The sequence below is a fragment of the Bradyrhizobium sp. Ai1a-2 genome, assembly GCF_000426245.1.
Taxonomy (GTDB): Bacteria; Pseudomonadota; Alphaproteobacteria; order Rhizobiales; family Xanthobacteraceae; genus Bradyrhizobium.
The window spans coordinates 30,791-54,642 of record NZ_AUEZ01000050.1; the positions used below are offsets into that span (position 1 = coordinate 30,791).

The 23,852-nt window shown below is 58.4% G+C and carries 18 protein-coding genes; 6 read left to right on the plus strand and 12 right to left on the minus strand.

The features are described from left to right. Positions 1-67: 67 nt before the first annotated feature. Positions 68-1,525: a hypothetical protein gene (locus K288_RS0127500; protein ID WP_027582454.1), complete on the plus strand. Its 1,458-nt coding sequence runs from the start codon at positions 68-70 to the stop codon at positions 1,523-1,525. A 15-nt stretch (positions 1,526-1,540) separates the two neighbouring features. Here the strand turns inward: K288_RS0127500 and K288_RS0127505 are convergent, their stop codons facing one another. From K288_RS0127505 to K288_RS0127525, 5 genes are read right to left on the minus strand one after another with little or no spacing between them, the layout of a single operon-like run. Next, positions 1,541-2,758 carry a glycosyltransferase gene (locus K288_RS0127505; RefSeq protein WP_027582455.1) on the minus strand — a complete coding sequence of 406 codons (1,218 nt, stop codon included), beginning with the start codon at positions 2,756-2,758 and terminating at the stop codon, positions 1,541-1,543. Continuing rightward, positions 2,755-3,528 carry a class I SAM-dependent methyltransferase gene (locus K288_RS0127510; protein WP_027582456.1) on the minus strand — a complete coding sequence of 258 codons (774 nt, stop codon included), beginning with the start codon at positions 3,526-3,528 and terminating at the stop codon, positions 2,755-2,757. Before K288_RS0127510 ends, K288_RS0127505 begins: the two co-directional genes overlap by 4 nt. Further along, positions 3,525-4,646, minus strand: a complete 1,122-nt coding sequence (locus K288_RS0127515; RefSeq protein ID WP_027582457.1) for a DegT/DnrJ/EryC1/StrS family aminotransferase — start codon at positions 4,644-4,646, stop codon at positions 3,525-3,527. The genes K288_RS0127510 and K288_RS0127515 overlap by 4 nt, the downstream gene beginning before the upstream one ends. After that, positions 4,643-5,212, minus strand: a complete 570-nt coding sequence (locus K288_RS0127520; RefSeq protein ID WP_244443273.1) for a hypothetical protein — start codon at positions 5,210-5,212, stop codon at positions 4,643-4,645. The genes K288_RS0127515 and K288_RS0127520 overlap by 4 nt, the downstream gene beginning before the upstream one ends. After that, positions 5,209-6,387 carry a glycosyltransferase gene (locus K288_RS0127525; protein WP_027582459.1) on the minus strand — a complete coding sequence of 393 codons (1,179 nt, stop codon included), beginning with the start codon at positions 6,385-6,387 and terminating at the stop codon, positions 5,209-5,211. The genes K288_RS0127520 and K288_RS0127525 overlap by 4 nt, the downstream gene beginning before the upstream one ends. A 427-nt stretch (positions 6,388-6,814) precedes the next feature. Here K288_RS0127525 and K288_RS0127530 point away from each other — a divergent pair, with 427 nt between their 5' ends. Together K288_RS0127530 and K288_RS0127535 are read left to right on the plus strand one after the other, a co-directional pair. Further along, complete coding sequence (locus K288_RS0127530; RefSeq protein WP_027582460.1) at positions 6,815-7,171, plus strand: hypothetical protein; 357 nt, start codon at positions 6,815-6,817, stop codon at positions 7,169-7,171. Between the two features lie 503 nt (positions 7,172-7,674). After that, positions 7,675-8,634, plus strand: a complete 960-nt coding sequence (locus K288_RS0127535) for an NAD-dependent epimerase/dehydratase family protein (RefSeq protein ID WP_043160843.1) — start codon at positions 7,675-7,677, stop codon at positions 8,632-8,634. A gap of 138 nt (positions 8,635-8,772) precedes the next feature. Here K288_RS0127535 and K288_RS0127540 read toward each other — a convergent pair whose 3' ends face one another. The 7 genes from K288_RS0127540 to K288_RS0127570 all read right to left on the minus strand — a co-directional run bounded on the left by K288_RS0127540 (position 8,773) and on the right by K288_RS0127570 (position 15,859). Further along, positions 8,773-10,074 carry a hypothetical protein gene (locus K288_RS0127540; protein WP_051334757.1) on the minus strand — a complete coding sequence of 434 codons (1,302 nt, stop codon included), beginning with the start codon at positions 10,072-10,074 and terminating at the stop codon, positions 8,773-8,775. Between the two features lie 115 nt (positions 10,075-10,189). Further along, positions 10,190-11,332, minus strand: coding sequence for a glycosyltransferase family 4 protein (locus K288_RS0127545; protein ID WP_027582463.1), 1,143 nt, complete (start codon positions 11,330-11,332; stop codon positions 10,190-10,192). 52 nt (positions 11,333-11,384) lie between these two features. Continuing rightward, positions 11,385-12,176 carry an ABC transporter ATP-binding protein gene (locus tag K288_RS0127550; protein WP_084799750.1) on the minus strand — a complete coding sequence of 264 codons (792 nt, stop codon included), beginning with the start codon at positions 12,174-12,176 and terminating at the stop codon, positions 11,385-11,387. Between the two features lie 14 nt (positions 12,177-12,190). Next, positions 12,191-13,024 carry an ABC transporter permease gene (locus K288_RS0127555; RefSeq protein ID WP_051334758.1) on the minus strand — a complete coding sequence of 278 codons (834 nt, stop codon included), beginning with the start codon at positions 13,022-13,024 and terminating at the stop codon, positions 12,191-12,193. Positions 13,025-13,264: 240 nt separating this feature from the next. Continuing rightward, positions 13,265-14,134 carry a glucose-1-phosphate thymidylyltransferase RfbA gene (gene rfbA / locus K288_RS0127560; RefSeq protein WP_027582466.1) on the minus strand — a complete coding sequence of 290 codons (870 nt, stop codon included), beginning with the start codon at positions 14,132-14,134 and terminating at the stop codon, positions 13,265-13,267. Between the two features lie 239 nt (positions 14,135-14,373). After that, the gene (gene rfbB / locus K288_RS0127565) at positions 14,374-15,417 is read right to left on the minus strand and encodes a dTDP-glucose 4,6-dehydratase (RefSeq protein WP_027582467.1); all 1,044 of its coding nucleotides are present in this window, start codon (positions 15,415-15,417) and stop codon (positions 14,374-14,376) included. A 1-nt stretch (position 15,418) separates the two neighbouring features. After that, the gene (locus tag K288_RS0127570) at positions 15,419-15,859 is read right to left on the minus strand and encodes a dTDP-4-dehydrorhamnose 3,5-epimerase family protein (RefSeq protein ID WP_027582468.1); all 441 of its coding nucleotides are present in this window, start codon (positions 15,857-15,859) and stop codon (positions 15,419-15,421) included. A gap of 681 nt (positions 15,860-16,540) precedes the next feature. Between K288_RS0127570 and K288_RS46730 the strand changes: the two genes are divergently transcribed. Genes K288_RS46730 through K288_RS0127585 form a run of 3 tightly spaced genes read left to right on the plus strand, consistent with a single transcriptional unit; the run spans position 16,541 to position 23,841 of the window. Continuing rightward, positions 16,541-21,040, plus strand: a complete 4,500-nt coding sequence (locus K288_RS46730) for a glycosyltransferase (protein WP_084799752.1) — start codon at positions 16,541-16,543, stop codon at positions 21,038-21,040. Between the two features lie 12 nt (positions 21,041-21,052). Beyond that, complete coding sequence (locus K288_RS0127580; RefSeq protein ID WP_027582469.1) at positions 21,053-22,897, plus strand: hypothetical protein; 1,845 nt, start codon at positions 21,053-21,055, stop codon at positions 22,895-22,897. Further along, a complete protein-coding gene (locus tag K288_RS0127585; RefSeq protein WP_027582470.1) occupies positions 22,894-23,841 on the plus strand; it encodes a glycosyltransferase family 2 protein in 948 nt (315 codons plus the stop codon). Before K288_RS0127580 ends, K288_RS0127585 begins: the two co-directional genes overlap by 4 nt. The last annotated feature ends 11 nt before the right edge of the window (positions 23,842-23,852 follow it).

The window sequence follows — 23,852 nt, forward strand, 5'->3', positions numbered from 1 at the left end:
CGCGGGTATTTCGCCCCCGACCCGGGCACGAAGGTTGCTTGCGGGTTGGTCCGCCAGCATTTTCCAGATGGTGCTCGGGATCATCCAGCAGGTCGCGCTGGTTCCCGTCTTCCTGCATTTTTGGGGCGGCGAAGAGTTGGCCGCCTGGTTCGTGATCTATGCGATTGGCAGCCTTGTGCTGGTCGCCGATGGCGGCCTGCAGCTTCGTGCCATCAACCGCTTCTTCTCATTCAAATCCAGCGTAGATTGCGACGGTCGCACCGCGGCATTTTATGCCGCGATACTGCGACTCTACCTCTGGCTCAGCATTGTGCTCGTCGGTTTGGTGGTCGCAGCGGCGCTGGCTGTTTCGCCGTCCACGGTCTTTCGGTTCGAGGCGATCGAAAATTTCGATGCCGCCTTTGTGGCGATGACGGCGGGGATGCTGCTTACGCTTCCGGCGGGTCTCGTGTCGGCGCTCTACCGGGCGCGGGGGCTGTACGGCCGCGCTGTCTGGCTGCAGAGCTTCGGAATGCTGATCGGACAGGTCGCGCAACTGGTTGCGATCGTTGCGACAGCGAGCTTGTTTGCCGTCACGTTCGCCTATGTCGCGATGCAGATATTGATCACAGTCTATCTGATTGCCATCGATGCGCCGCGCTTGCATCCATTTCTGCGCAAGGTGCGGGGCAGGCGTCCCATGCGCTGGATGGTCGGACAGCTGCGTAAGGCGGCGCCGTTCGGAATCGCTGGCGCGACTGAACTGGCACTGATGAACCTCCCGGTTCTGCTGGTCAGCGCGCTGGTGGCCGATCGCGTCGCTGTCGCACAATGGGGATTGATCCGCGTCGCGGCCGGGCTATTGCGGGCGCTCTGCCTGCAGGCCACTCTTCCGCTCGCTGCAGAACTTGGCCACGACTATGCTGTTGGTGCGACCGAACGGTTGCGCGCGCTCTATGCCCGCGGTTCTGTGCTTGTCGCGGTGCTCGCCAGTGCGGTTGTGTCGGGACTGTTGCCGTTCTGGCCTGACTTCTTTGCGCTCTGGACCCATGGCGCCATTCCCTATGATCCGTTGTTGGCGAAGACGATGCTGATCGGCACCTGCGTGGCCGCGCCTGCGATCCTCGCGTTAAGCTATGCCAATTACAGCAATCGTGCCGATCTTCTCGTGCGCAGCAAGGGACTGCAGTTCATTGTCTTTCTCATACTGTCATTGTTGCTGATCCCGCAGCTGGGCCCGCTCGGGGCGGCGGCCGCGATCGTGGCGAGCGATCTCCTGGTCCAGTTCGGCCTGCTGACGCTCGTCATCATGCGTGAGACACTCAAGCACCCGTTCCGTCACCTGGTGTTTCTGGCGGGGGCAATGGCGACGACGATAGTGGCGGGATGGGGGTTGGGAATTATGATCCGCTCCACCATACCCTGGACCGGTACGCAGCGCTTTGTCGCGGAATGTGCGATCTGGCTGGCGGTTGCAGGCGTGGCAGCGATCCCGCTGCTGATCGGAAATACCCGCGCAAAGATAGTCGCTATTATTCCCCGATAGGATCGCGTGCGGTCCTCAATAGATCCGAGGATGGCGGCGGTACCTCAGTCTCAGAAGGTGCTGCGCGAATGCGCGATGTCCGTCGTCAATCTGGTGCGAAAAAAATTCGAGCCGCTGCTTGCCTGCGGTAGCCAGCCGTGCACGTTCCTCGGGTAGACTGGCCTTGACAATGGCTTCCGCCAGCGAGGCCGGACTGTCGTAATCGAACAGAATGGCGGCATCGCCAGCTTGCGTCTTGAAGGCTTCGGGATAGATCACGGGCGTGCCGACCGACCAGGCTTCGAGCGGTGGCAGATTGGTTGGGCCGAAGTAGCTTGCCATCACCAGCGCCGCTGCGTTGCGATAGAGCGGGCCGAGTTCGGTAGAGGGAACAAAACCCAGGATGCGCACGCGGTCGCCGAGGTCGAGTTGTGCGGCCAACGTCTCGATTGCGCTACGCGAACCACGATCCGATCCGCATAGCGCCAGAGTCGTCTGTATCCCCTGATTCCGCAGCAAACTCATTGCCAGCAGGATGGTTGCGTGATTCTTGTGAGACCAGAACTGGGCGGGGTAGAAAAGATAACCGGGCTCGAGCCCGTACTTTCGCAGGATCGCGGTGTCCGCGTCCGCCTGTCCGCCAGCCTCAATCGATCGTGTCACGTAGGGAGATGGTGAAAACGGGATACAAACCGCGCGGTCCTGTTCCATTGCATAGCGACGACATAGCGCATCAATCACTTCCTGCGCGTTGGCGACGACCAATGCTGCCTTGGTGCTGGCACTGCGAAAAACGATTTCGCGGCGTTCGAACTCGGCGAATTCACGCGCCTCGTCGAATTCCGGCGAATCGCGGTGGCAACCGTCGAATATCGTGATGATGAAGGGCAGCTTGTAGAGCACGAGTTGCCAGTTCGATGTCGTCAGGAAATAGACGATGTCGACATGCTCTCGGATCAGCCGCTTCTCAAAGGGCGGGCACAGATGCAGCGCGTACTGCAGGAGATCGAACCACCCGCAATATTTCAGGAACAGGAACAACCGGTCGAACCAGCCGATCCGCAACAGCTTGGCCTCGATGCCGAGTTCGGCCAGGATGGCGATGTTGTCGGGCTGGGTGGTGAACACGGTCACGTCTATACCGACTGTTTTCGCCCAGCCGCGCAGCCATGTGATGTCGCTAAGCCCTTGCTGGAAGCCGCCGCCGACCTCGAGCGGCAACTCCAGCACGACGCCAACGTGAAACTGCTTCACGGTTGAACCGTCTTTTTTCTGGCGATGGAATAGGCCGCCCAGTCCCGCGAGTTCGGCGGGCTGGTCGTCGACAACCACGCATAGTGACCGACCGGCTCGAAGCCGGTCGCGGCGAGCAGCGCCTCGATCTCGAACGGAAACCAGTAACGGAGGTGGTGTGCTTCGTCGATCCGATGGATCGTCGATTGCGCAACGTCCTCGCAGAACAGCGTATAGTTCACCTGAACGGTCGCGCTGGCCTCATTGTGGTTGGATTGCGCGATCCGGGTGACGCGCAGTGGCGGGCGCTCTACGATCTTGACACGGGTTTCAACGCCTTGCGCGAGCACGGCGCCCCCATACCAATAGTCGAACAGGAGAATGCCGCCCGGCTTGAGCGCAATAGCTGCACTCGCCAGCATATTCTGAAGTCTTGCCCGACTGGTCTGGTAGCTCGCCACATGGAACAGGGCGACCGCGGCGTCGAAATCCCGCTCCGGGCCGGATTCGCAAACGTCGCCCTGCCGGAATCGCACGCGGGCCGAGCCGCCGCTCATGCGCGCCTCGGCCCGGCGGATCATGTCTGCGCTGATGTCGACACCGGTGACGGCCCATCCGCTGCGCGCGAACTCATGGGCGTGTACGCCCGTGCCACAACCTAGATCGAGCAACGTGCCGGGCGTCGCGCCATGGTGACGGAGCTGCGCGTCCACAAAGGATGCTTCCGCGGTATAATCCTTGTCCTGGTAAAGGAGGTCGTACCACGGCGCGTAGCGTTCGAAGGCGCTCAAGCAAGGATCTCCTTGAGCGCCTGTGCGGATCGCACGATCTGGTCGTCCGTCAATGCAAGTCCGCTTGGAAGATAGAAGCCGCGGCGCGCGATCCGCTCCGCGTGAGGATGCGAGGCGCTCGCGAACAGGCCGGCCCTGCGCAGGACGGGCTGTTCATGCATGCACCAAAAGAAGGGACGGGTGCCGATACCTTTGCCGGCAAGTCGCCGCATCGCTTCCTTGGCGTCGAACTCGACCTCGTCTTTCAGGACGACGCCATACACCCAATAGACGTTATCAGCGTAATTGGTCCGCGGGACAGGGCGCTGAATCGGATCGACTCCCTCCAGGAGTTCGTCATAGCGCCGGCCGGTCCTGCGCTTGATGTCGATCATCTCGCCGAGCCGCTCGGTCTGGGCGACGCCGAGCGCGGCCTGCAGGTTGGTCATGCGCGCGTTCCATCCAAGCTCATCATGGACAAAGCGCTGCTCGGGCTTGAAACAGAGATTGCGGAGGCTGCGCAGCCGGTCGGCGAGCTGCGCATCATCGGTCAGGATCATGCCGCCTTCGCCCGTCGTGACGTGCTTGTTCGGATAGAAGCTGAACGTGCTCACGTCTCCAAAACTGCCGCAGGACCGGCCGCGATAGGTCTGGCCGTGCATCTCGGCAGCGTCCTCGATCACGCGAAGGTCATGCTTGCGCGCCAGCTCCAGGATCGGATCGAGATCAACCGGCAGGCCGTAGATATGCACCACCATGATCGCGCGGGTCTTTGGCGTGATCGCTGCTTCCACTGCGTCCGCGGTCATATTCCATGTGTTCGGATCACAGTCGACTACGACGGGAACTAGCCCGGCGCGGATCACTGCGGATGCGCAGCTGATGATTGTAAACGTCGGGATGATGACTTCGCTACCCGGCTCGAGCGAAAGCGCGTGAACGGCAATATCGAGCGCAACGGATCCGTTGGTGACGGCAACCCCGTGACGGCGTCCCGCGATCTCGGCCATGGCCGACTCAAAGCGCGGAATGAACGGACCTTCGGAGGATATCCATCCGGTGCGAACGCACTCGGCCAGATATTCAGCTTCGTTTCCGTTGAGGAGCGGCGTGTTGACTGGAACGAAATCCTGCGTCACGCAACCGGACCCTTGATCCGCTTCACCGCAGCCGGAGCCTCGGGGAAGCGTGTCTTGTCGCCATCACCCGCGTATGGGCCCTGCTTGATTTCAATCATCTCGAGCGGTTCCAGCACCTCGAATCCATGGGCGCCGCTGCAAAGAAGAATGACGTCTCCGGCCGAGAGCACGCGGCTCTCCAGATATTCTTCGGCCTCGGTGTAGAAATCGACCTGCAGCTTGCCTTTCTGGATCACCAGCACTTCCTGGGTGTAGTGAACCTCGCGCGTCACCTTGTTATGCCGATGCGGCGCGATGCTCTTGCCCTTGGGGTGGCTCATATAGGCGAGCTGTTGCGACAATTCGGGCGTGGAGAAAAACGTGATCCCCGGTTCCCGAAAGGACGCGCGCACGATGATCGCGTAGAGCTGATCGTTAAAGCGACAGTGTTCGACGCTATCCATCGGTCGGCCGAAAAAGGTGAGTAAATTCAACCGCAAAGCGGCTATTTTGCCGGCAATGTGGCTATTTTGCCCCCCGGCGTCAAGGAAATATTCCGTCCATCCCGTCGCGCCGGGAGGGGTCACGAATTTTCGACGGCCGCCAGGATTCCGCGGGTCCGTTCGCGGTAATTGTGCGTGGCCAGCGTGCGGCGTTGACCGGCGACCGCAATCTCGTTTCGTGCGGCATCGTCGGCGAGATATCGCTTGATCTTTTCAATGCAGTCGTCGATCGAGCGCCATGCCACGACTTCGCGGTCAGGGTCGAACAGCGTGTGCAGATTGTCCTTGAAGTCGGTGAGCAGGAACGCGCCGACGCCGGTCGCTTCGAACAGCCGCACATTTCCGGCCTCGCGGCCGACCATGTCGATGTGGGAGTTCAGCGTGATGCGGGAGCGCCGCAGGGCCTGATACATCTCAGCACCCCAGGCTTCGCCCTGAAAGCAGCGATGCAGGGGGGAGGAGGCGGGGAGGCCCGGCGCGATATTGCCGAACAGCTTGAGGTCGTAGCGTTCGGCAACGGCCTCCAATAGCGCAATCCGTTGCTGGTGATCGGCCGAGACGGTACCGACGAATGAGATGTCGATGTCCATGGCTGGTGCGGGAGGTAACGCCTCGCTCACGTAAGGTTCGAAGGCGAGGTGGCTGACCTCCGCGCGGACGCCGTGGCCTCGAAAAAAAGCGACCGTGGCTGCCAGCTGGGAGATCAGCAGGTCATAGACCCGCCAGTCCTCGCCGCGGGTCGGCGAAATCCCGATCTGGCCGACCAGCACGGGCTTGCCGATTCCCTTGATGCGGCGCACTAGCGCAGTGTCGATGTGAAACGTGTCCTGGTTCAACACCAGATCGGGCCTGAAATCCTCGATCTGGGCGAGCAGGACTTTTTCCGCCTGCGCATCGAGCTTTGGGCTAAGCCCAACCTTCCGGGCGAACGGCCTCAACATCGGCTTGAACGGTGCGACCGCCTGTAGCAGCCACGCAGGAAGTCTGTTACTGGCGCCGATGGCCGGCTCGGTGACGGCCACGACCATGCCATGCTCGCGCGCCCAGGCCCCCTGCAGCCAGGGGTTGTTGACGTGGATTTCTGCAGCGGAATGGCCCCAGGCCTCAAAATTCTTCGAATAGAAGTCTGCGACCCCGAACAGGCTCCTGTTTCGCGCCGTCATCTGCGACGCGTAAGGCGCATTCTCAAGCCCTGGTTGGCCGCGATACAGCCAAGTAAGAAAGCGTGGGTAGTCCGCGTTGAGAACGAGTATCCGCATGGTTTCTCAGCTTCGCGATCTCTAGCTGCAGCTCTGCCAAACTAGATTTCTAAGCGCATGGGCCACTATACGCCAACCCCAAGTGATAACTCTCGATTGGGCCGCGTTCTTGCCTGCTTATAGCAATGACTGCGCCTACGAGCTAATAGCCAACCACGTTTGGCACTTCATTCAGCGCCCGGCAAGACAAGCTGAGAGCTCTGTCCGCATCAGCTCTGCGCGGCACATACCGCTGCGAACTGCCGCCAGCTTTCATTTTCGCGGCCGAGCCTTCGACGGGGCCGCTTCTATAGTTAGAGAATTGACGGCTCAGCGAAACGGCTCACGTTCGGCAGATTCGCGAGAAAGTTGGAGCCGAGTCGGTTGAACAACCTAGCGGCCGCAGGTACCGTGCGCGAAAAAACACTAGGGCGACACTGGGGCGACGATGGACTGGTATTATCTAGCTGTTGGCTTCATTACCGTTCTTGCGGTTGTGATGTTCTGGGAAATTGTGGCACTCATGGCGCTTAGTGTCATGAGCCTTCAGGCGACGAACTGGCTGGACACTGGTAAATGGACTTCGTGGAGCTTGGCTTCCGAACTCGGCATCCCTTTTGACTTCCATTCTGCCCATCAGATGATGCTCCACCGGGCGATCCACTTTGTTCTCTTCGACACCGAGGCCGCGCTAGTGTTATTTATCGCCGCATTGGCAGTCGCTCCGCTCAAACGATGGTTAGAGGGCCCGTCAGAGGTGTCTCCGAAGGTGCCAGGCTCCTCCAGGCCTATCAGCGGGGACTAGCTAGCTGCTGGCCCCACCAGCGGCGTTCATACGCACTCAGGCTACGGCTGCGCCCCACCATTGGTGCGCACCGCCAACCACCAGCTCCCTGTAGGCCCAGCAGTGCCTCAGCCTTTCGTGGCTGCAGGGACGAATTTATGTTCGCCTCCCATCCATCTGGCGCCAAGTCTGGATAGGAAGCGGCGGGCCGGAGCAGCCGCGTGATTCTGTGTTGCACGATCTTGCAATCTACGCGGGACAGGAATTATCGAAGGTTGTTGTGCTTGCGGCAGCTTCGGGATAGTGATCGATAACTAACTCAGGTTGTAGGCCAACTGCTTTGTCTGGTATTTTTGAAATTTCATCAATTTTGCGAATTCTGTCGCTCGCCGGGCAACGCACATTGTTCCGACTAGAGAACGGAACTCAAATGAGGAATAGACGGCGGTTTTCCGAGGTCGTGTTCGAGAAAGTTTGCAGAGTCGGCAAGTAGCGTTCTGCAACCAACTTGATGGTTATGCTTGATGAGAAATCCACACCAGAAAACTGGATCTCGGCCAGTTGTACTGGTAACGGGCGCAAATGGTTTTGTCGGCCGTCACTTAACCCCTGTACTGTTACAAGCAGGCTGGCGAGTTCGGCGCGCTGTTCGAAGTTCCAGGTTATCCAATAATGATGAGGTCGTGGTTGGATCGATCGGGCCTTCGACAGACTGGTCGGAGGCGCTGACCGGGGCGCAGGCCGTGGTTCATCTGGCGGCGCGAGTACACCAGGTCAACGAAGAGAGCGCGATAGACGTTTACCGAACAATCAACGTTGAAGGTACGTTGCAGCTCGCTCGATCTGCTGCAAAGGCAGGCGTCAAGCGGTTTATCTTTGTGAGTACCATGCTGGTCAATGGTAGTTGTACCGACGACCGCGCTCCTTTTCGAGAAACTGATGAACTTGCGCCGCGGGGCGTGTATGGGGTTTCGAAGGCAGAGGCAGAGCTTGGATTGAAGCAATTGTCTTCGGATTTGCCGATGAGCCTCACCGTTATCCGACCGCCGCTAGTCTACGGACCAGGGGCGGTGGGCAATTTCCATCTCTTGGTCAAAGCGGTCCGCTCGGGAACTCCACTGCCGTTCCGTGCGGTTCATAATCGACGCGCTTTCGTGGGCGTGCAGAACTTGGCCTCCTTCATCGCAAACAGGCTTACGCACAACGAAAAGCCTTTCGATGTATTTTTGGTAGCCGACAAAGAGCAAGTCTCAACTCCGGAATTCATTGGTAGGCTGGCGCGAGCGATGGACAGAAAGGCGCGGCTCTTTCCAGTGCCCGTGAAGGCGCTAGAGCTGCTTCTGCACGCGAGTGGTAGGCCTCGAATTCGCGACAGCTTGGTTGGCCGTCTGGAAGTCGATCTAACAAAGCTGTCGTCGACTGGCTGGCAGCAGGAATTCAGCTTGGAAGAGGGCCTTTCGATCGCGATTCGATCGCCAAGTTGACGTTTCCCGCGCAAATCGTCCTTGGCGCTCAGACCGTGTGGGCCATCGACCTGCACGTCTACAGCCGCAGTTGATATCCATTGCGTTGTTGGTGACCCACTCCAAGGTTCTAAGGACGTAAGCCGCGGATGAACGCAGTTACCGGAGGAGCGGTGCCTGCTGGATAAACATCGAGCGCGGTGTCAGATACCATAGCAGGAAAAGAAAAGCGGCGCCGTGCGAAAGCATGGTTGTCGTCAGTGGCACATTCAAGAGAATCTGAGGGAGGATCGAGCCCGAGATCAGGACGAAACGGGGAGGAAGGCCCGCAGAAAGGCGATTGGCAAAGGCGATCACAAGTCCGCAGACCAATACCGGGACCGGTGCCAACAGAGGTCCGACTGAGGCGATCCCTTCAGTCGAGAACAGCGAGGCGTTGAAGTTACCCAGACCATAGGCCTTTTGCATTACTTGGCCCAACTGTTCCTGATAGGGACATGAGACGAAGGGTTTGAGAAAACCGATCTGGCAAAAGTAAGTGTAGGGATGGCTGAAGAAAAAATCGTTGTACACGTCCATCGCATTTGAAGGCGTTGCGATCATCCGCAAATTGACGATTTCAAGATAGCGCGTGTCGTGCACATCGAAAACGGCGTACAAAACGATCCCGGCAAGCAACGGCAGGAAGAGCGAGATCACGACCACAATCCGGCAATCGAACAGGCGGGTTAGCACAGCCACGACCAAAAGCCATGCCGGTGTGAAGAAAGCGATCTTGTTCAGAGCAATCGGGTAAAACAGCAGCAGGAGAGCAAGCGTAAGGCCGGCTCGCCAGTAGTTTCCTCGGACGGCGAAGCAAGCAAACGCGAAAGGCAGCAGCGCGTTCGAAACGATTCCAACCCAATAGATGAGCGCGGTCGGCATATTGGACTTGCCGCGGAAGTCGTACATGTGTTTCAGCGAGACCATCTTGAAGCTATAGCTTGCGCAGATGACAATCGTGACCACGCCAAGTACGAGGATCAGAGTGAGCACGCGATCAAAGGTGGATTCCGAAATCGTGAACCTTTGTTTGATCGGGGATGTGACGAACAACGCCGGGATCAAGAATGCGACCATTGATAGAACGGCAGAGGCCCCACTGAGCCAGTGATTGTACTCGAAGCGGGAAAAGCAGTTCAGCCAGAGATATCCAAGCACCATGGTATAGAAATTGAAGCCGAGAAGGTAACCGAAGCTGAACGGAGCTTTCAGGAAAAGACATGAGAGGGTAGCGAACGCGGCAATCGTCACGATCGCACCGTTAAGCAGTGCCGGATCATAGTAGATGCGATAGAAGCCATAGTTGCGGCTGAGGTAGGCGAGCGAAATGCAGCAGGCGATGATGTGCAAGCCGATGAGCAAACCCAGGCTAACGCGCGTCGAAGTCTTGTCCACTGACACGTTGATATTCGTATGCATTGGGCAATCCTACTGCAGGTTTAAGATCGCGTAGCTGGGCGCGGCTCAGGCAGCTCAAAGATCTGATAGTCGAACAAGCTTTCGGAGGGCGGCATTTGTGCCTGCAAAGTGGTCGTCATGGAGACGCCAAGTCGTTGTAAAGCTCGGCAATCGCGCTTCCGATGATCCTTGCTGAGAACTGCTCGACGACGACTTGTCTTGCTGCTTCGCCATACCGTGCACGCAAATGCGGAGATTCAGCGAGCAGTGCAATCGCTCGCGCTAGTGCCGCTGCATCTTCGATCGGCACGAGTAGACCTGTTTGGTTGTTGCGTACAATCTCTCGGCATCCTGGCGCATCGGTTGCGATCAGGGGACGGCCACAAGCGGCCGCCTCCAGTAAGGCTCCTGGCAGGCCTTCGCGATGCGACGGCAGCACGGCGATATGGCAGGAGCGCCACAGCGAGACGATATTGTCGATGTGCCCAAGCCACGTGATACCCGGACGTCTGGTCCATGCTTCGACCTCCTCACGCGACACAGAAGCCGGATTGGCTGGATCGGGGTTGCCCGCGATAATGAGATTGAATTCGCGGCCTTGGTTGCGCAACAGGTCGTGTGCGGACACCAGTGCGCGGATGCCCTTGTCAACCAGAAGGCGTCCAGCGAAGCCGATGGTGATCGGACCGTCAGGCTCGGGTAGCGGCTTTAGAGCTTCGTCATCGACGCCGGAGCCCGGGATCAGCGTCATCCGGTCCGGCTTGATGCCAAGCGCAAGCAGCGCTTCGCGATCGTCGGGATTTTGCACTAAGATGTTGCTGCGCTTGCGGTTCATAAGCCAAGGCAGCAGCCACATCATGCTCTGCTTCAGAAGGCGCGACCGCCGACTCCCCGAGGTAAAGATGTAGCCAAGCCCAGTGATGGCGTTGACCATCGGAAAATTTTGGCCGAGCGCAGCCAGCGAGCCGAAAACGCAGCACTGCAGGCCGGAGTGGTGCACGATGCTTGGCCTTATCTCTCTTTCGACCTGCCGGACCGCCTTGATCGTTGGGATCGCCGCGAGCGGCGAGAGCCCGCCGCGCCGGAACGGAATCCTATGCAGGACGAAGCCTTCCGCTTCGATGGCGGACGCACCATTATTCACTTTGGTGGCGACATGGACCTCAAAACCAGCATCGCGCGCTGCACGTGCCATCGGCAGCCGGTTGAGAAGGAAAGCGAAATCCTCGTTTACTACGTAGAGGATGCGCCGCGGTCGAGTGGTTTCGCCAAGAATCATCATCTCAAGACAGCGATGCGGGAGGACGGCGCGCCCGGGATCCTCATGGCTGTCACCCGCCCGCTTGGTTGCTCCAGGCCTGATATTCTCGCCATACGTCCGCGGGCAGCCCATCAGCACGAATCGCGCCGTGCTCGAGCCAGATCGCGCGGTTACAGTTATTTTTGACGATGTCTTCCTGATGAGAAGCGATAAACAGGATGCCGGTGCGGCCTAGCAGGCTTTGCAGCCGCGCCTGGGCTTTTTTCACAAAAGATGCATCGCCCGCGCCGATCCATTCATCCATCAACAGGATGTCTGGTGTGATTGAGGTGGAGATCGCGAATGCGAGTCGGAGCACCATGCCACTCGAATAGGTGCGCACCGGCATCGCGAGAAAATCTCCGAGCTCCGTCATGTCGGCGATGTCGTCAAGGTGGGCGTCGATTTCATTGGGTTCCAAGCCAAGCAGCAGGCAACGAATGCGGATATTCTCAAACCCGCTGGCTTCCATATCCATGCCAAGCGTCAGATCGATCAGCGAGGCAACGCGCCCGCATACGGAAATCGTGCCGAGAACAGGCTCATAGACGCCCGCAACGGCGCGCAGCAGTGTGGACTTCCCCGCACCATTATGGCCGATGAGGCCGATATGCTCCCCATGTTCGGCGCCGAACGAAACGTCGTTCAGCGCGGACACCACGACCCTCTGGTTGGAACTGAGCCCGATCTGTCCTCCCGTCGTATACTGCAGGACCGATCGCTTGAAGGAACGTCCGTGAGCCGAATAGATCGGGAATTCGATCCCGACATGATCGAATTTGACCCTAGCGTTCATTCTGCCATTTGCCGTTACTGACGCCATCACGCCTCAATGTTCTACAACCAGTAGGCAATCCGAGCGCGCGTTCGTACAAACAGCCAGAACGCGAGAAGTGATCCGGCAGCCGCAGTAAGAACCACAACTGCGTACATATATCCGGGAGGGGCGGCCCCTAACATGGGGCTCCGTACCACTTCGATCAGATAGTAGAATGGGTTCAGCCTCACGATGAAGCTGAGATTGGCGGGAAGCGCGTCCGGCCGGTACATGATGGGAGTAACGAAAAATAGGATCTGCAGGACGTTGCCGATGATCGGCGGCAAATCCCTAAACCGGGTACAGAGCACGCCGATGATGAGCGAAATCCAGACGAAGTTCACCAGCATCAGCGCAAGGCCGGGAACGAGCAACAGCAGATTCAAATTCAAGAGCGACGGTTGCCAGATATATAGAAGCAGCATCACCACGATGTTATGCGCGTTAATGACGAAGTTGCGGAAAATGGTGCGGAAAATGTGGAGCGAGAGCGGTATCCCGCCTTGCTTGATCAGGCCTTCGGCCACGGTGAAAGCCGTCGCGCTCTCATTTATTGTTGCCGTGCAGAAATTCCAGACGATGAAGCCGCCCGCGAGATAGGGCAGGAATGAGTGAACATCCTGTTTGAAAAGACCAGCATACACGGTGCCCAAGGTCAGCACCAAGAGTGACATGCTGATGGTGATCCAGAAAGGGCCAAGCACCGCCCGGCGATAGCGCTGCTTGACATCGAGCCAGCCGAGCGAAATCCAGAGCCGCCAACGGCGGGAACCCTCAACCAGGTCTCGGATCGTCGCTTCCTTTTTTGAACTCCCCACGCCGAAGTGGACGACCTCGGGGAGGGCGCCATTCATCCTCGGTTTCTCCCGCAACGCGCCGAAATGTTGGTCCAAACCTGCTGCCACCGGTTGCGCGCCCATCCTGAATTTGAATCGGCTCTATAGGCCATCTCACTAGGCTGGGCAACCATCGGAACAGTTAATGCGAATCCTTGCACCGGGGCGCCGTCGGCCCGAAACGCTAGGGTCCGCGCGAAAGTAGTTTGCGGCGGCTTAGGTTGCTCGTCCATCCCATCGTCTTGACCTGTACAGCCTTTAGCTGTCGACGGCGACGCTCATAAGGTATCGAGCGTAGTCGCTCTTTCCTAAAGAATCCGCCAGCTTAGTTAGCTGATTTCGGTCGATGAAGCCCTGCCCAAAAGCAACCTCTTCCGGGCAGGCTATTCGCATTCCTTGCCGCCTTTCGAGAGTAGCTACAAATTCTGCAGCGTCCAACAGGCTGTCCGGTGTTCCGGCGTCCAGCCATGTGAAGCCTCGACCCATACGTTCGACTGCTAGTTGCCCGAGCTCCAGGTACGACTTGTTCAAATCAGTGATTTCCAATTCTCCCCGCGCCGACGGACGGATGTTGGATGCCAAGTGAACGGCTTGAGTATCGTAGAAGTAAAGGCCGGTAATGGCGAAATTTGACTTGGGGTGTTTTGGCTTTTCTTCTATCGAATCAGCATGGCCCTTTCCGTCGAAGCCGACCACTCCATAGCGCTCGGGATCGGCGACCCGGTAGGCAAAAATGGTTGCGCCTGATGCACGTGACGTGGCCTTCGCGAGCAGTTGCGGCAGGCCATGGCCGAAGAAAATGTTGTCACCAAGGATGAGCGCGGAAGGGTGACCTTCCACGAACTTGGCTCCTATGATGAAGGCCTGTGCGAGGCCTTCGGGTTTTGGCTGGGCTGCGTAGGAAAGTGAGATTCCCCATTTCCCTCCGTCGCCCAACAGGGATTGAAACAGCGGCAAGTCGTGGGGCGTTGAGATGATCAGGATGTCGCGGATGCCGGCCAACATAAGCGTCGACAGCGGATAGTAGATCATCGGCTTGTCGTAAACCGGAAGCAATTGTTTCGAGGTGACCAAAGTCATCGGGTACAGCCGCGTCCCGCTGCCGCCCGCTAAGATGATGCCTTTCATGGTTGATCCCTTAACCTTCAAGAAGACGATTTAAATAGTCAGCCAATAGGTGAAAGGCCGACATCGAACAGAGGTTGCAGCTTTTCGTTGGCAACTGCCGCCAGAACTGAACCCGGACGTGCCGAGTCGACGTCCAGGCGCGAGCCGAAGCCCATCACAACATTCGCATGAGCAGCCCGATTTGGCCAACGACCGCGTGACCTGTCCTCAGCGCCTGCAACATAGAGCCGCATCGCGCTTCACGCTTTCAGCAATCCGAGACGCTCGCCATTATAGACCTTCTCTCTCAGAGGGTGCCACCAATCGGCGTTTGCCAGGTACCAGCGGACGGTCTTTTCTATGCCGCTTTCAAAGGTTTCCTGGGCGCGCCAACTCAGATCATTTTCAAGTTTGGATGCATCGATTGCGTAGCGCTGATCGTGTCCGGGCCGATCGGGCACGAACGAAATGAGATCATGATGTGAGCCGGCAACTGGCCGCAATTTGTCCATCCAGCTGCAAACCTGGCGCACCACCTCAATGTTCTTGCGCTCGTTGCGACCGCCTATGTTGTAAGTCTCGCCGGGTTTGCCGTGCGCAAGAACTGCGCCAAGCGCACGCGCATGATCTTCCACATAGAGCCAGTCCCGAACATTGGATCCGTTTCCGTAAACGGGAAGCGGCTCTTGAGCCAACGCATTCAGGATCGTGAGAGGGATGAGCTTTTCGGGGAAATGATAAGGGCCGTAATTGTTTGAGCAATTCGTTACGATGACCGGAAGGCCATAGGTCCGGTACCAGGATTTGGCGAGATGGTCTGAAGCCGCCTTGGTGGCGGAATAGGGCGAGCTCGGGTCGTAGGGTGTCTTTTCCGTGAAAAGCCCTTCATATCCCAATGAGCCGTAGACCTCGTCCGTGGAGATATGGATGAAGCGAAAGCGCGGATTGTCGGCCGTCGAAAAGTAGCGTCGCGCCGCTTCGAGAAGCGTGAACGTCCCGAGCACATTTGTCTTCACAAACACATCGGACCCGGTGATGGACCTATCGACGTGGCTCTCCGCGGCGAGGTGCACGATGGCATCCGGCCGATACTTCTGAAAAATCGAACTGATCGCCTTCTCGTCGCAAATGTCGTGCCTCTCGAACGCATATTTTGGATGAGAGGCCACGGGCGCAAGCGAAGCTAGGTTGCCCGCATAGGTCAGCTTGTCGATGATGACGACCTCATAGTCGAGGTCCAGGATGAAATGGCGGCAAACGGCCGACCCAATGAAGCCGGCTCCCCCCGTGACCAGCACCCGCATCTCAACATCCTTCTACAAAGCGAAACGGTATCGGTATCTCCGCTAGGAGCGACTGCTTGCTATCTTTTTGAGACAGAATGATCTCGCTGTGAGGAAGCGACCAGTCTATTCCAAGGGCCGAGTCATTCGAACATCGGACGCCTCCTACGTGCGCTCCGTAGGTCGGAGAGCCAACCCTGATATCGACGGCGACATCGAAGATCGCCCCGCGGATGCCCCTTACGAGTTTACCTTGGGCTCTGGGGGCCAATGGGAGTTGAAGCCCTCTGAGCACCCCTTTCGAGGCGGAACGGGCATGATTGTCCTGAACGAAGGCCGCGTTCACCGCCTGTGCTGCAAACGTGTCGGCGCGATAGGTTTCCGAATGGAAACCGCGCTGATCGCCGTGCCGGGTGAGGAGGACCACCCCCACATCGAGGATTTGCAACCGTTCGAATTCCACTTGCCAACTCCGCTTGGATTCTATTCTAAAGAGCGTAACCGATCACTGGCGTCAATGGGCGATGGATAGGACTGAAATGCATGGACTCGCAATGAGTTACCTGGGCGCAGCCCTGAACTCGTTGTACGAAGTTCCCTTTCCGGCCCGATCAGAACAAAACGGTGCATGTTCTGACTTGTTGCCCTAGTGCCAGTCATGAGCCGTCTCGTCCACATAAGCCTCGGACCCGTTGCGAAGTAGAAGCTTGCATAGCCTGTTTTTTATTCTATGAGGCCTTTGTGGATATCTTTGGCTGTTGCAGTGAGACCCTTACGCGATTTAGGCCGGATTCCCCTAAAACCGGACGTTGTATCAGGCCGTCGAGCTACGGTCATGTTGTTGACGGTTTTTTAGACGATGGCTTGGGGAAGTGCGCATGGCCTGCGAACAGAATATCAGTGACCGGTTACCAGGAGGAGGGGCCTTCCAGTGCGTTGGGGACGGTCTTTCGAACTTGAGCATGTGGTCAGGACCGTTTAGGTCCTCCCGCGCCTCCTACGCGGGAACTCGCGCGCCGCGAGCAAATATTTGCCGCGGTCTTATCCAGTTCGCTTGCTTCTTCCGGCCCGGTGGTGGGTCGGGCGTCCAATCGGTTGGTGGGACATCATCAAAATTCAGCCGTTTGGCCGGGATTCGCTGCCAATGAAAAGCCGGACAATATCACGCGAATTCCTGGTACGTGAGGGAGTCTCGTTCTATCGCCGTCACCTGAAAGGAACCCGACTAGGGCAGCTGCTTGGCCGGCAGGTTTTGCGGTACGGCTTGGTCAAGGCCGACGAGCTTCGAAATCTCGCGATCTGGGATATGCCCTTGGATGTCGTTTCGTCGGACGACTTAGGGCGGGTCGAGACCGAGTTTTCGCCGCCCGGGTTTCATCTGAGCGCTCCTTTGAATTTCTCCATCTCGGACAAGCTCACGACGCGTCCTGCGATAAACGTGATACTGCCGAGTCTGAACCGTGCGCACATGTCGGGCGGACCAAACACGGCTTTGATTCTGGCGGGGCTGTTGGCCGAGCGAGGTGAGCGCATCCGCCTGATCGCCTGCGATTCCGCGTTCGAAGGCGACGGCGCCGCGCTATTCGGCCATATGGACCAGCTGTTGCGACGTCCGGTTCGACGCGACCTGATCGAGTTTATCGATGGTTTCGATCGAAAGAAACCAGTCGTGATCGGGCCAGAGGATATCTTTCTCGCCACGGCCTGGTGGACCGCGCAAATCGCAAAGTACGCGGTCGCGCGCACGATCCATCGCACGCTTATCTATCTCATCCAGGATTTCGAACCCATCCTGCATGAAGGGTCGACTTTTCATGCGCGCGCCTTGGAGACGTATGACTTTGACCATATTCCGATCGTCAACACGCGCTTGCTGCTTGACTACCTCATAGATCAGCGAGCGGGGCGCTTTGCCGATGATGCGTTTGCGAGGGATGCCCTGTGGTTTGAGCCGGCTTTGGATCGCAAGTTCTACTACCCAGAGCGGACGTCGGAAAATGGCGGAAGCAAAAAGAAAGTTCTCCTGTTTTATGCGCGCCCTTCCGTAGCGCGCAGGAATTTGTTCGAACTCGGTGTCGTCGCGCTGCAGCGGGCGGTGGCGGCCGGACACATCAACGCGAACAACTGGGAGCTCTGGGCGATGGGCGAAAAGCTCCCGCCTGTGAATCTTGGAAACGGAGTTGTCCTGAATCCGCTGCCCTGGATGAGCTTCAGTGATTATGCCAGGCAAATGCGGACGGCCGATCTGTTGCTGTCGCTCATGTTGTCGCCGCATCCAAGTTATCCGCCGCTTGAAATGGCCGCAGCCGGCAAACTCGTTGTGACAAACAGCTTTTCGGTTAAGTCGCCGGAGCGGATGCGATCACTTTCACGGAATATTCTTGTCGCGGAGCCGAACGTCGACAGCATAGCCTCGGTTCTAGGGGCCGCGATCGGGCGCATCAATGTTGGGCTTCCGAGCCCGGATCCAAGCGGAAACATCGCTCTTCCGCTCGATTGGGATCAAAGTCTCAATGGCGTGCTTGAAGAGCTGCTCGTCCGCATCAGCGGGTTGCGGAAGCTCTCGGTTCAGGGAAGCAGACCGCTTGTTGCGGGTCTTCCTGCATGCCCGGTCACCGACTACGAGCGCCATCGCTCAACGGCATTGAATCGCCGTCGTCGAGAGGGTGAATATCTGCAGCAGCCCGGGCTGCTATCGTTCGTCACCACCGTCTACGATACACCTGCAGTCTACCTCGATGAGCTTGCCAGCAGCGTCTTCTTGCAGGACGGCGGCATGCAGTTCGAGTGGTTCATTCTCGACAACGGATCGACACAGAGCGAGACGAAGCAAAAGCTCGCGGAACTCAGCCGTCATCCGGGAGTTCGGCTCGAGCGCGTCGAGACGAATTTGGGAATCGTCGGCGGAATGAGGCTCTGCCTGGAGCGCGCAAGCGGTCAATACATCATGCCGCTGGATTCCGATGACCTGCTCGATCGCGATTGTGTAAATGTCGTTACACGTTTCCTGAAAGAGGCGAACTATCCGGCGGCCGTCTATACCGATGAGGACAAATTCGACGGTGCGAATTTTGGCCAAGTATACTTCAAGCCCGACTGGGACCCCGTACTATTTCTACATTCGTGCTACATTGCTCATCTCTGCGTCATCAATCGCAAATTGGCACTCGAGCTCGGATTCTACACTGACAAGAACGCTGAGGGCTGCCACGACTGGGATAGTTTCATTCGGCTGATGAATGCCGATCATGTGCCGCACCATCTTCCGGAAGCGCTTTATACGTGGCGCATGCATCAGCAGTCGACATCCGCCAATATCGGGTCCAAATCATACATTTCAGAGTCGCATGCGGCGACGCTGCAGCGAGCGCTCGCTGCGCGATCTGCGCCGCATTTGCAGCTCGTCTCAAGCCCGTTGTTCCACTACAATGTCGACTGGTGGTATCGCCGGGACCGCAACGCGCCTGTCTCCTGCGCGACCGTCCGGGTCGTTGAAGCTTCGTCCGCGGCGGCAGATCCGCAGACGGAACTGCAGGTGGTGGCCGACAGAGGGGATGCCCTGCAGCAGTTGAGCAGGCACGTCGCGGCGCTGTCGAGCGATCTCGTTCACGTCATCTGGAATGGTGTGATCCCAAACGACGATGAATGGCGCTGGGATTCGGCGGGACTGCTGGAGATGTTCCCTGATGCTGTGATGGTGGGCGGTACGCTGCATAACGGGGAACGTATCATCGACGGTCCTCGCATCTTTGGCTTCGGTAACGGTTGCGATTGTCCTGACAGTGGTCGTCCGCTCACCGATCCAGGGTATTCGGCGATTGCCTGGAAGGCGCATTCGGTCTCGGCGGTGGCGAGCGCCCATTTCGTCGTGAAACGGGAGTTTCTGCTCAAGGCGATGCCGGCGCTGCTGGCGGAGGAGATGCCGCTGGGCATGATCGGTTCGTGGCTCGGCGGACTGGCGGCCGAGAGCGGTGCTCGCGTGATTTTCTCGCCCTTTATGGCCGCCAAGGTGGATGTCGTGCCGGAGAGCAGGGCTCCGGCCGCCGCCCGATCCCGCTTCCTCTCGCGGTTCTGGTCGCTGATGCCAGACACCAGATATTACTCGCGACATCTCGGGCTGACGCGGGAAACCGCCTATACGCCTGTCGCTCCGGAGGCGCGCGATCGCCATCTGCAACAGTTGCAACTTCAGACGCAGCCCTATGCGCGCTGGCTTGAGAGCGAGACTCGGCTCCGAGGCCTACGCTATCCCATGCCCACAAACCCAGCGACGATCGCGATCGTCACGCCAGTCTACAGGGGCAGCAACCTCGAGCTACTAGACGAGCTTGCGCGCTCGATCGCTCGGCAGACCCTGCCGGTTGCGCAGTGGCTGCTGATCGTGAATGGGACGATGCCCGAGGACATGCTGCAGCACATCCGCGCCAAAGCTGATGGGGAGTGGAAAGCGGCGTTGATCGTCGCGCCGAAGATTGCTGGCATCGTGGCGGCGTTGCGTGTAGGCGTTGAATCTGCGCAGGCAGATTATGTCGTTCCTGTTGATGGCGACGATCTCATCACCGACGACGCGGTCCAGATCCTGGCGCATGAGATCGATCGCAACGGTCGCCCCGATTTCCTGTTCTCCGATGAGGATATTCTCGTCGACGGGAAACCGAGATTTCCGTTCCTGCGTGCCGCCTACGATCCCGTGCTGTCGCTCGAAAATTCGGCAATTTGGCATCTGTGCGCGATGAAGCGCGAGGTCGCACTGAAGGCTGACGTCTACAGCGACGCCACGGCCAATTGGACCCAGGACTGGGACGTGGTCTCTCGCATGGCTGCGGCGAAAGCCAGGATGCAGCATGTCCCCGAAGTTCTGTATCATTGGCGGCAACACGCCGGCTCGACCACGAACAATGCTGAGGGGGATGCACGGTCGCTGGATTCCGTGCGGCATGTACTTGAGCGCCATATCGCGCAGAGTCCACGGCCGGAACTCTTCGAAGTGGCGGACTGGCCTGAGTTCCGCGGTGCACCTGAGCTCTACATCGCGCGACGCCGTCACGATCTCCCCGAGTTCGTCTGGATCGGCGATCTGGCTATCGACGGCCGCCAGGTTTGCAGGGATGATTCTATCCTGCTGTGCGCCGGAAACGGCGTGATGATCGAGAACCAGGACGACGTGCTGCTCGAGGCAACGAGGCTGTTCGACCTGCATCCAGGCGTTGGCGCCGTGGGCGGCAATGTCGTCAACCGCGACAAGCTTATTGTTGACGGCTGCTACATGAGGAATCCGGCAGGAAAGCTCGAATCGCCATGGCTCGGCCGTGCGGCGAGCGATGGAGGGCCCTTTGCATTGGCCGCGAAACCGCAGAGTGTCGCCTTGCCCGGAGGGGCGCTTGCATTCTTCCGCATCGCCGCGCTGAAGCAAGTCGGGCTCTTGCCGCTGAACAAGGATTGGAGCAGGGAGAGCATAGTCTGGCGCTTGTGCGATGGCCTGGCGGCTCACGGCTGGACGGTTGCGTTCTCGCCTCTCATTCGTGCCAAGGTCGAGATCCAAGGTTGGCGCGGCCCTGTCCCCCGGGCGTCGTGGCCCATGTGGTCAGCGACCAGCGCGGGTCTTGTCCGCTACGGTACCTCCCGCAATTTCATTTTCGAATGAAGATGGTTTGACGTGTGGCGGCTTGGCTCGTTTGTAGCAAACTTGAGGCCGGTGATCGCGCCGCTGCTTTTCGTGCTCGCTGCGATTCCGCCGCTCTATATCCTAATCATGATTCAGTACTCGGCGATCACGGTCCCGTTCTGGGACCATACCGAGTTGATCCGCTGGATCGCAGCCTGGCACGACGGCACGTTCCACTTCTCATCGCTTTGGGCGCCCCATAATCACACCCGTCCATTCGTCTATCGGCTGGTTATGCTGTTCAATGCCGTTCTTACGGACTGGGATATTCGCTCTGAATATATCTACATGTATGTGGCGATCTACGGGGCGTTCGCATGCCATGCGGCCGTCATCACGCGTCTCTACGCGTCCGGCACCCGTCAGGCGATGTATCCGATCATTCTGCTGCTGACATCGCTCGTCATGTTTTCTCCGGTCGGCCACAACAATCATTGGTGGTCGATGATGTTTCAGCTCAACGCCACCAATTTCTTCATCGCGCTGGGGTTCATGCTGGTGTTTCTGTGGCCAACGAACCGGGCCGCGCACATCCTCGCTGCAGCAAGCTGTTGGCTCGCGGCCTATACGTTGACGAACGGACTATTTGCGATGGCGGCCATTATGGTCGCTTTTCAGCTGTCCGGATCCCAATTGCTGCGACCCGACCGGTTTGGGTTGTTTTGGGCCGCCAATTTGGCACTGGTGTCTGCCTGCTATCTTCCCGGGATCACCATGGAGCAGAGGGCGACGCATCCGAGCATCGGGGAGCTTGTGCACTTTTCGCTGGCCTATCTCGGCGCGCCGTTTTCCGGGTTGCTCTGGTTTCCCTATCGCAACATGTTCGATATTCCGATTTCGACGGTAGCGAACGTGGTCGGCGGTTGCGGTCTGCTCGCGACATTCGCGTGCCTTGGCCTTCACGGCTGGCCGCGGCTGCGCACGCGAGATCCCGCGGCGATGGTGTTGTTCGGATTTGCAGGGTTTGCCATCTTGTCGGCAGTCGCGACCGGATGGGCGAGGGCAGCGGTTGACGAGTACGGCGTCTCCAACGGCAACGCCAGCCGCTACACTATCTTTGCCGCCTATCTCCTGCTTGGGCAATTCTACTATCTCGGCGCCGGCTTTGCGCAAGGCTGGTGGGACAATTTGCCGGGGAAGCTGCGCCCGAACCAGATCATGATGATTGCCGCGACGTTGTTCGTGGTGCTGTCCTTCGTCAGTTATGCTAGGGCCTTACCAGTTTATGCGGATGCCCACCGGTTCAACGAGAGCCTTTCCATGGCCTATCTCTGGGGCTTGGAGCCCATGCCTGAGGACAAGCTCATTCATCCGGAGCCTGAATCCGTTGCCTTTCTGAAGAAAGAGCTTCAACTGCTCCAAATCGGCCCCTATGCCAATCGCCCGGCCATTGAGGTGCCGGCTGCCGTCGGCAAGTTCAGCCAGCCAGCCTGCCTGTCGTCGACGCGAACGGTAACGCAAAACTTCATGGCTTCCGACAATGGCTTGCGGAGTCTGGTTCTCAAATTCGTCACACCGAACGGAGCGGGCACGGACGGGCACGTGAACTGGCGGCTCGAAGAGATCGGCGGCGCCGATTCAATCGCCAGCGGCTCGCTTCAAGGCGATCAGATCAAAGATTGGCGACCCGTTCGTCTCAAGCTGCCTTATCTCGGGAGCAGTAAGGGAAAGAGCTATGAGCTTGTTTTCACCGGATCGGGGAGCGATGTCCATGCGGCCTGTTTGCCGTTGTATGAGCCGGTTGTAGGCAGCCAGCAGCCGGTCATCATATCGGATGCTGACGAGGCGCGGCGGGGAACGCTGACGATGGAGTTTACCATGGAGTATGCGCAGTGACCGAGGCGAAGTCGCGACCTCGTCTGACGATTATCTGCCCCGTCTATAACGAGGAGAAAACCGTTCCACTGTTCTTCGCGCGCGCCCTGCCGGTGATACAGCAACTGTCCGCGAATTATCATGTTGAATTGCTGTTTCTCAATAACGCCTCGAAGGACGGGACCTACAGCGAGATCTGCAAGCTGCGCGCGCAATACGACTTCGTCTATGTGATCACACTCAGCGTGAATGTTGGGTATCAGCGCTCGCTGGAATGCGGACTGCGGAACGCTCAAGGCGACATCATCATGTTCATTGACGTGGATTGCGAAGATCCGCCGGAGATGCTTCTCGATTTCGTGAGCTACTACGAGAAGGGTTTCGATATCGTCTATGGCGCGCGCGTTGATCGCGCGGAGGCGAGGCCGATTAAGATGATGCGCAAGGCGTTCTATCACATCGTCCGTCTGCTCGCGGACGACGATATCATCCTTTACATGGCTGAGTTTTCCCTGATGACGTCCGAGGTCCGCGACGCCATCGTCAATGAACAGAACTCCTTTCCCTTCATTCGTGCCTCGATCTCGCGGGTCGGCTTCAATCGCATCGGTCTGCCCTACAAGCGGGAGCGCCGCATCGCGGGCGAGACCAACTACAATCTGTTGGGGATGACGATCTTTGCGATCGCCGGGATCCTTTCGTCGACGACGCTGCCGCTGCGCCTGCCGATCTATGTATTTCCAGTATGGCTCTTGCTGACGGCGTTGCTCGGCGTCATGCAGATTCAGAGCGGAAATCCATGGCTGATGCTGCTCAATGTGCTGAGCGGCTGCACTTTCCTGGGGCTGACCGCCTCGTTCACTGCGCTTTACGTGGCACGATCGTACAAGAACGGATTAGGACGGCCGAATTACGTCATGAATCGGCGCTATACGCATGAGCAGCCGCCCCTCGTGACGCCTTGAACGAAGCAGCC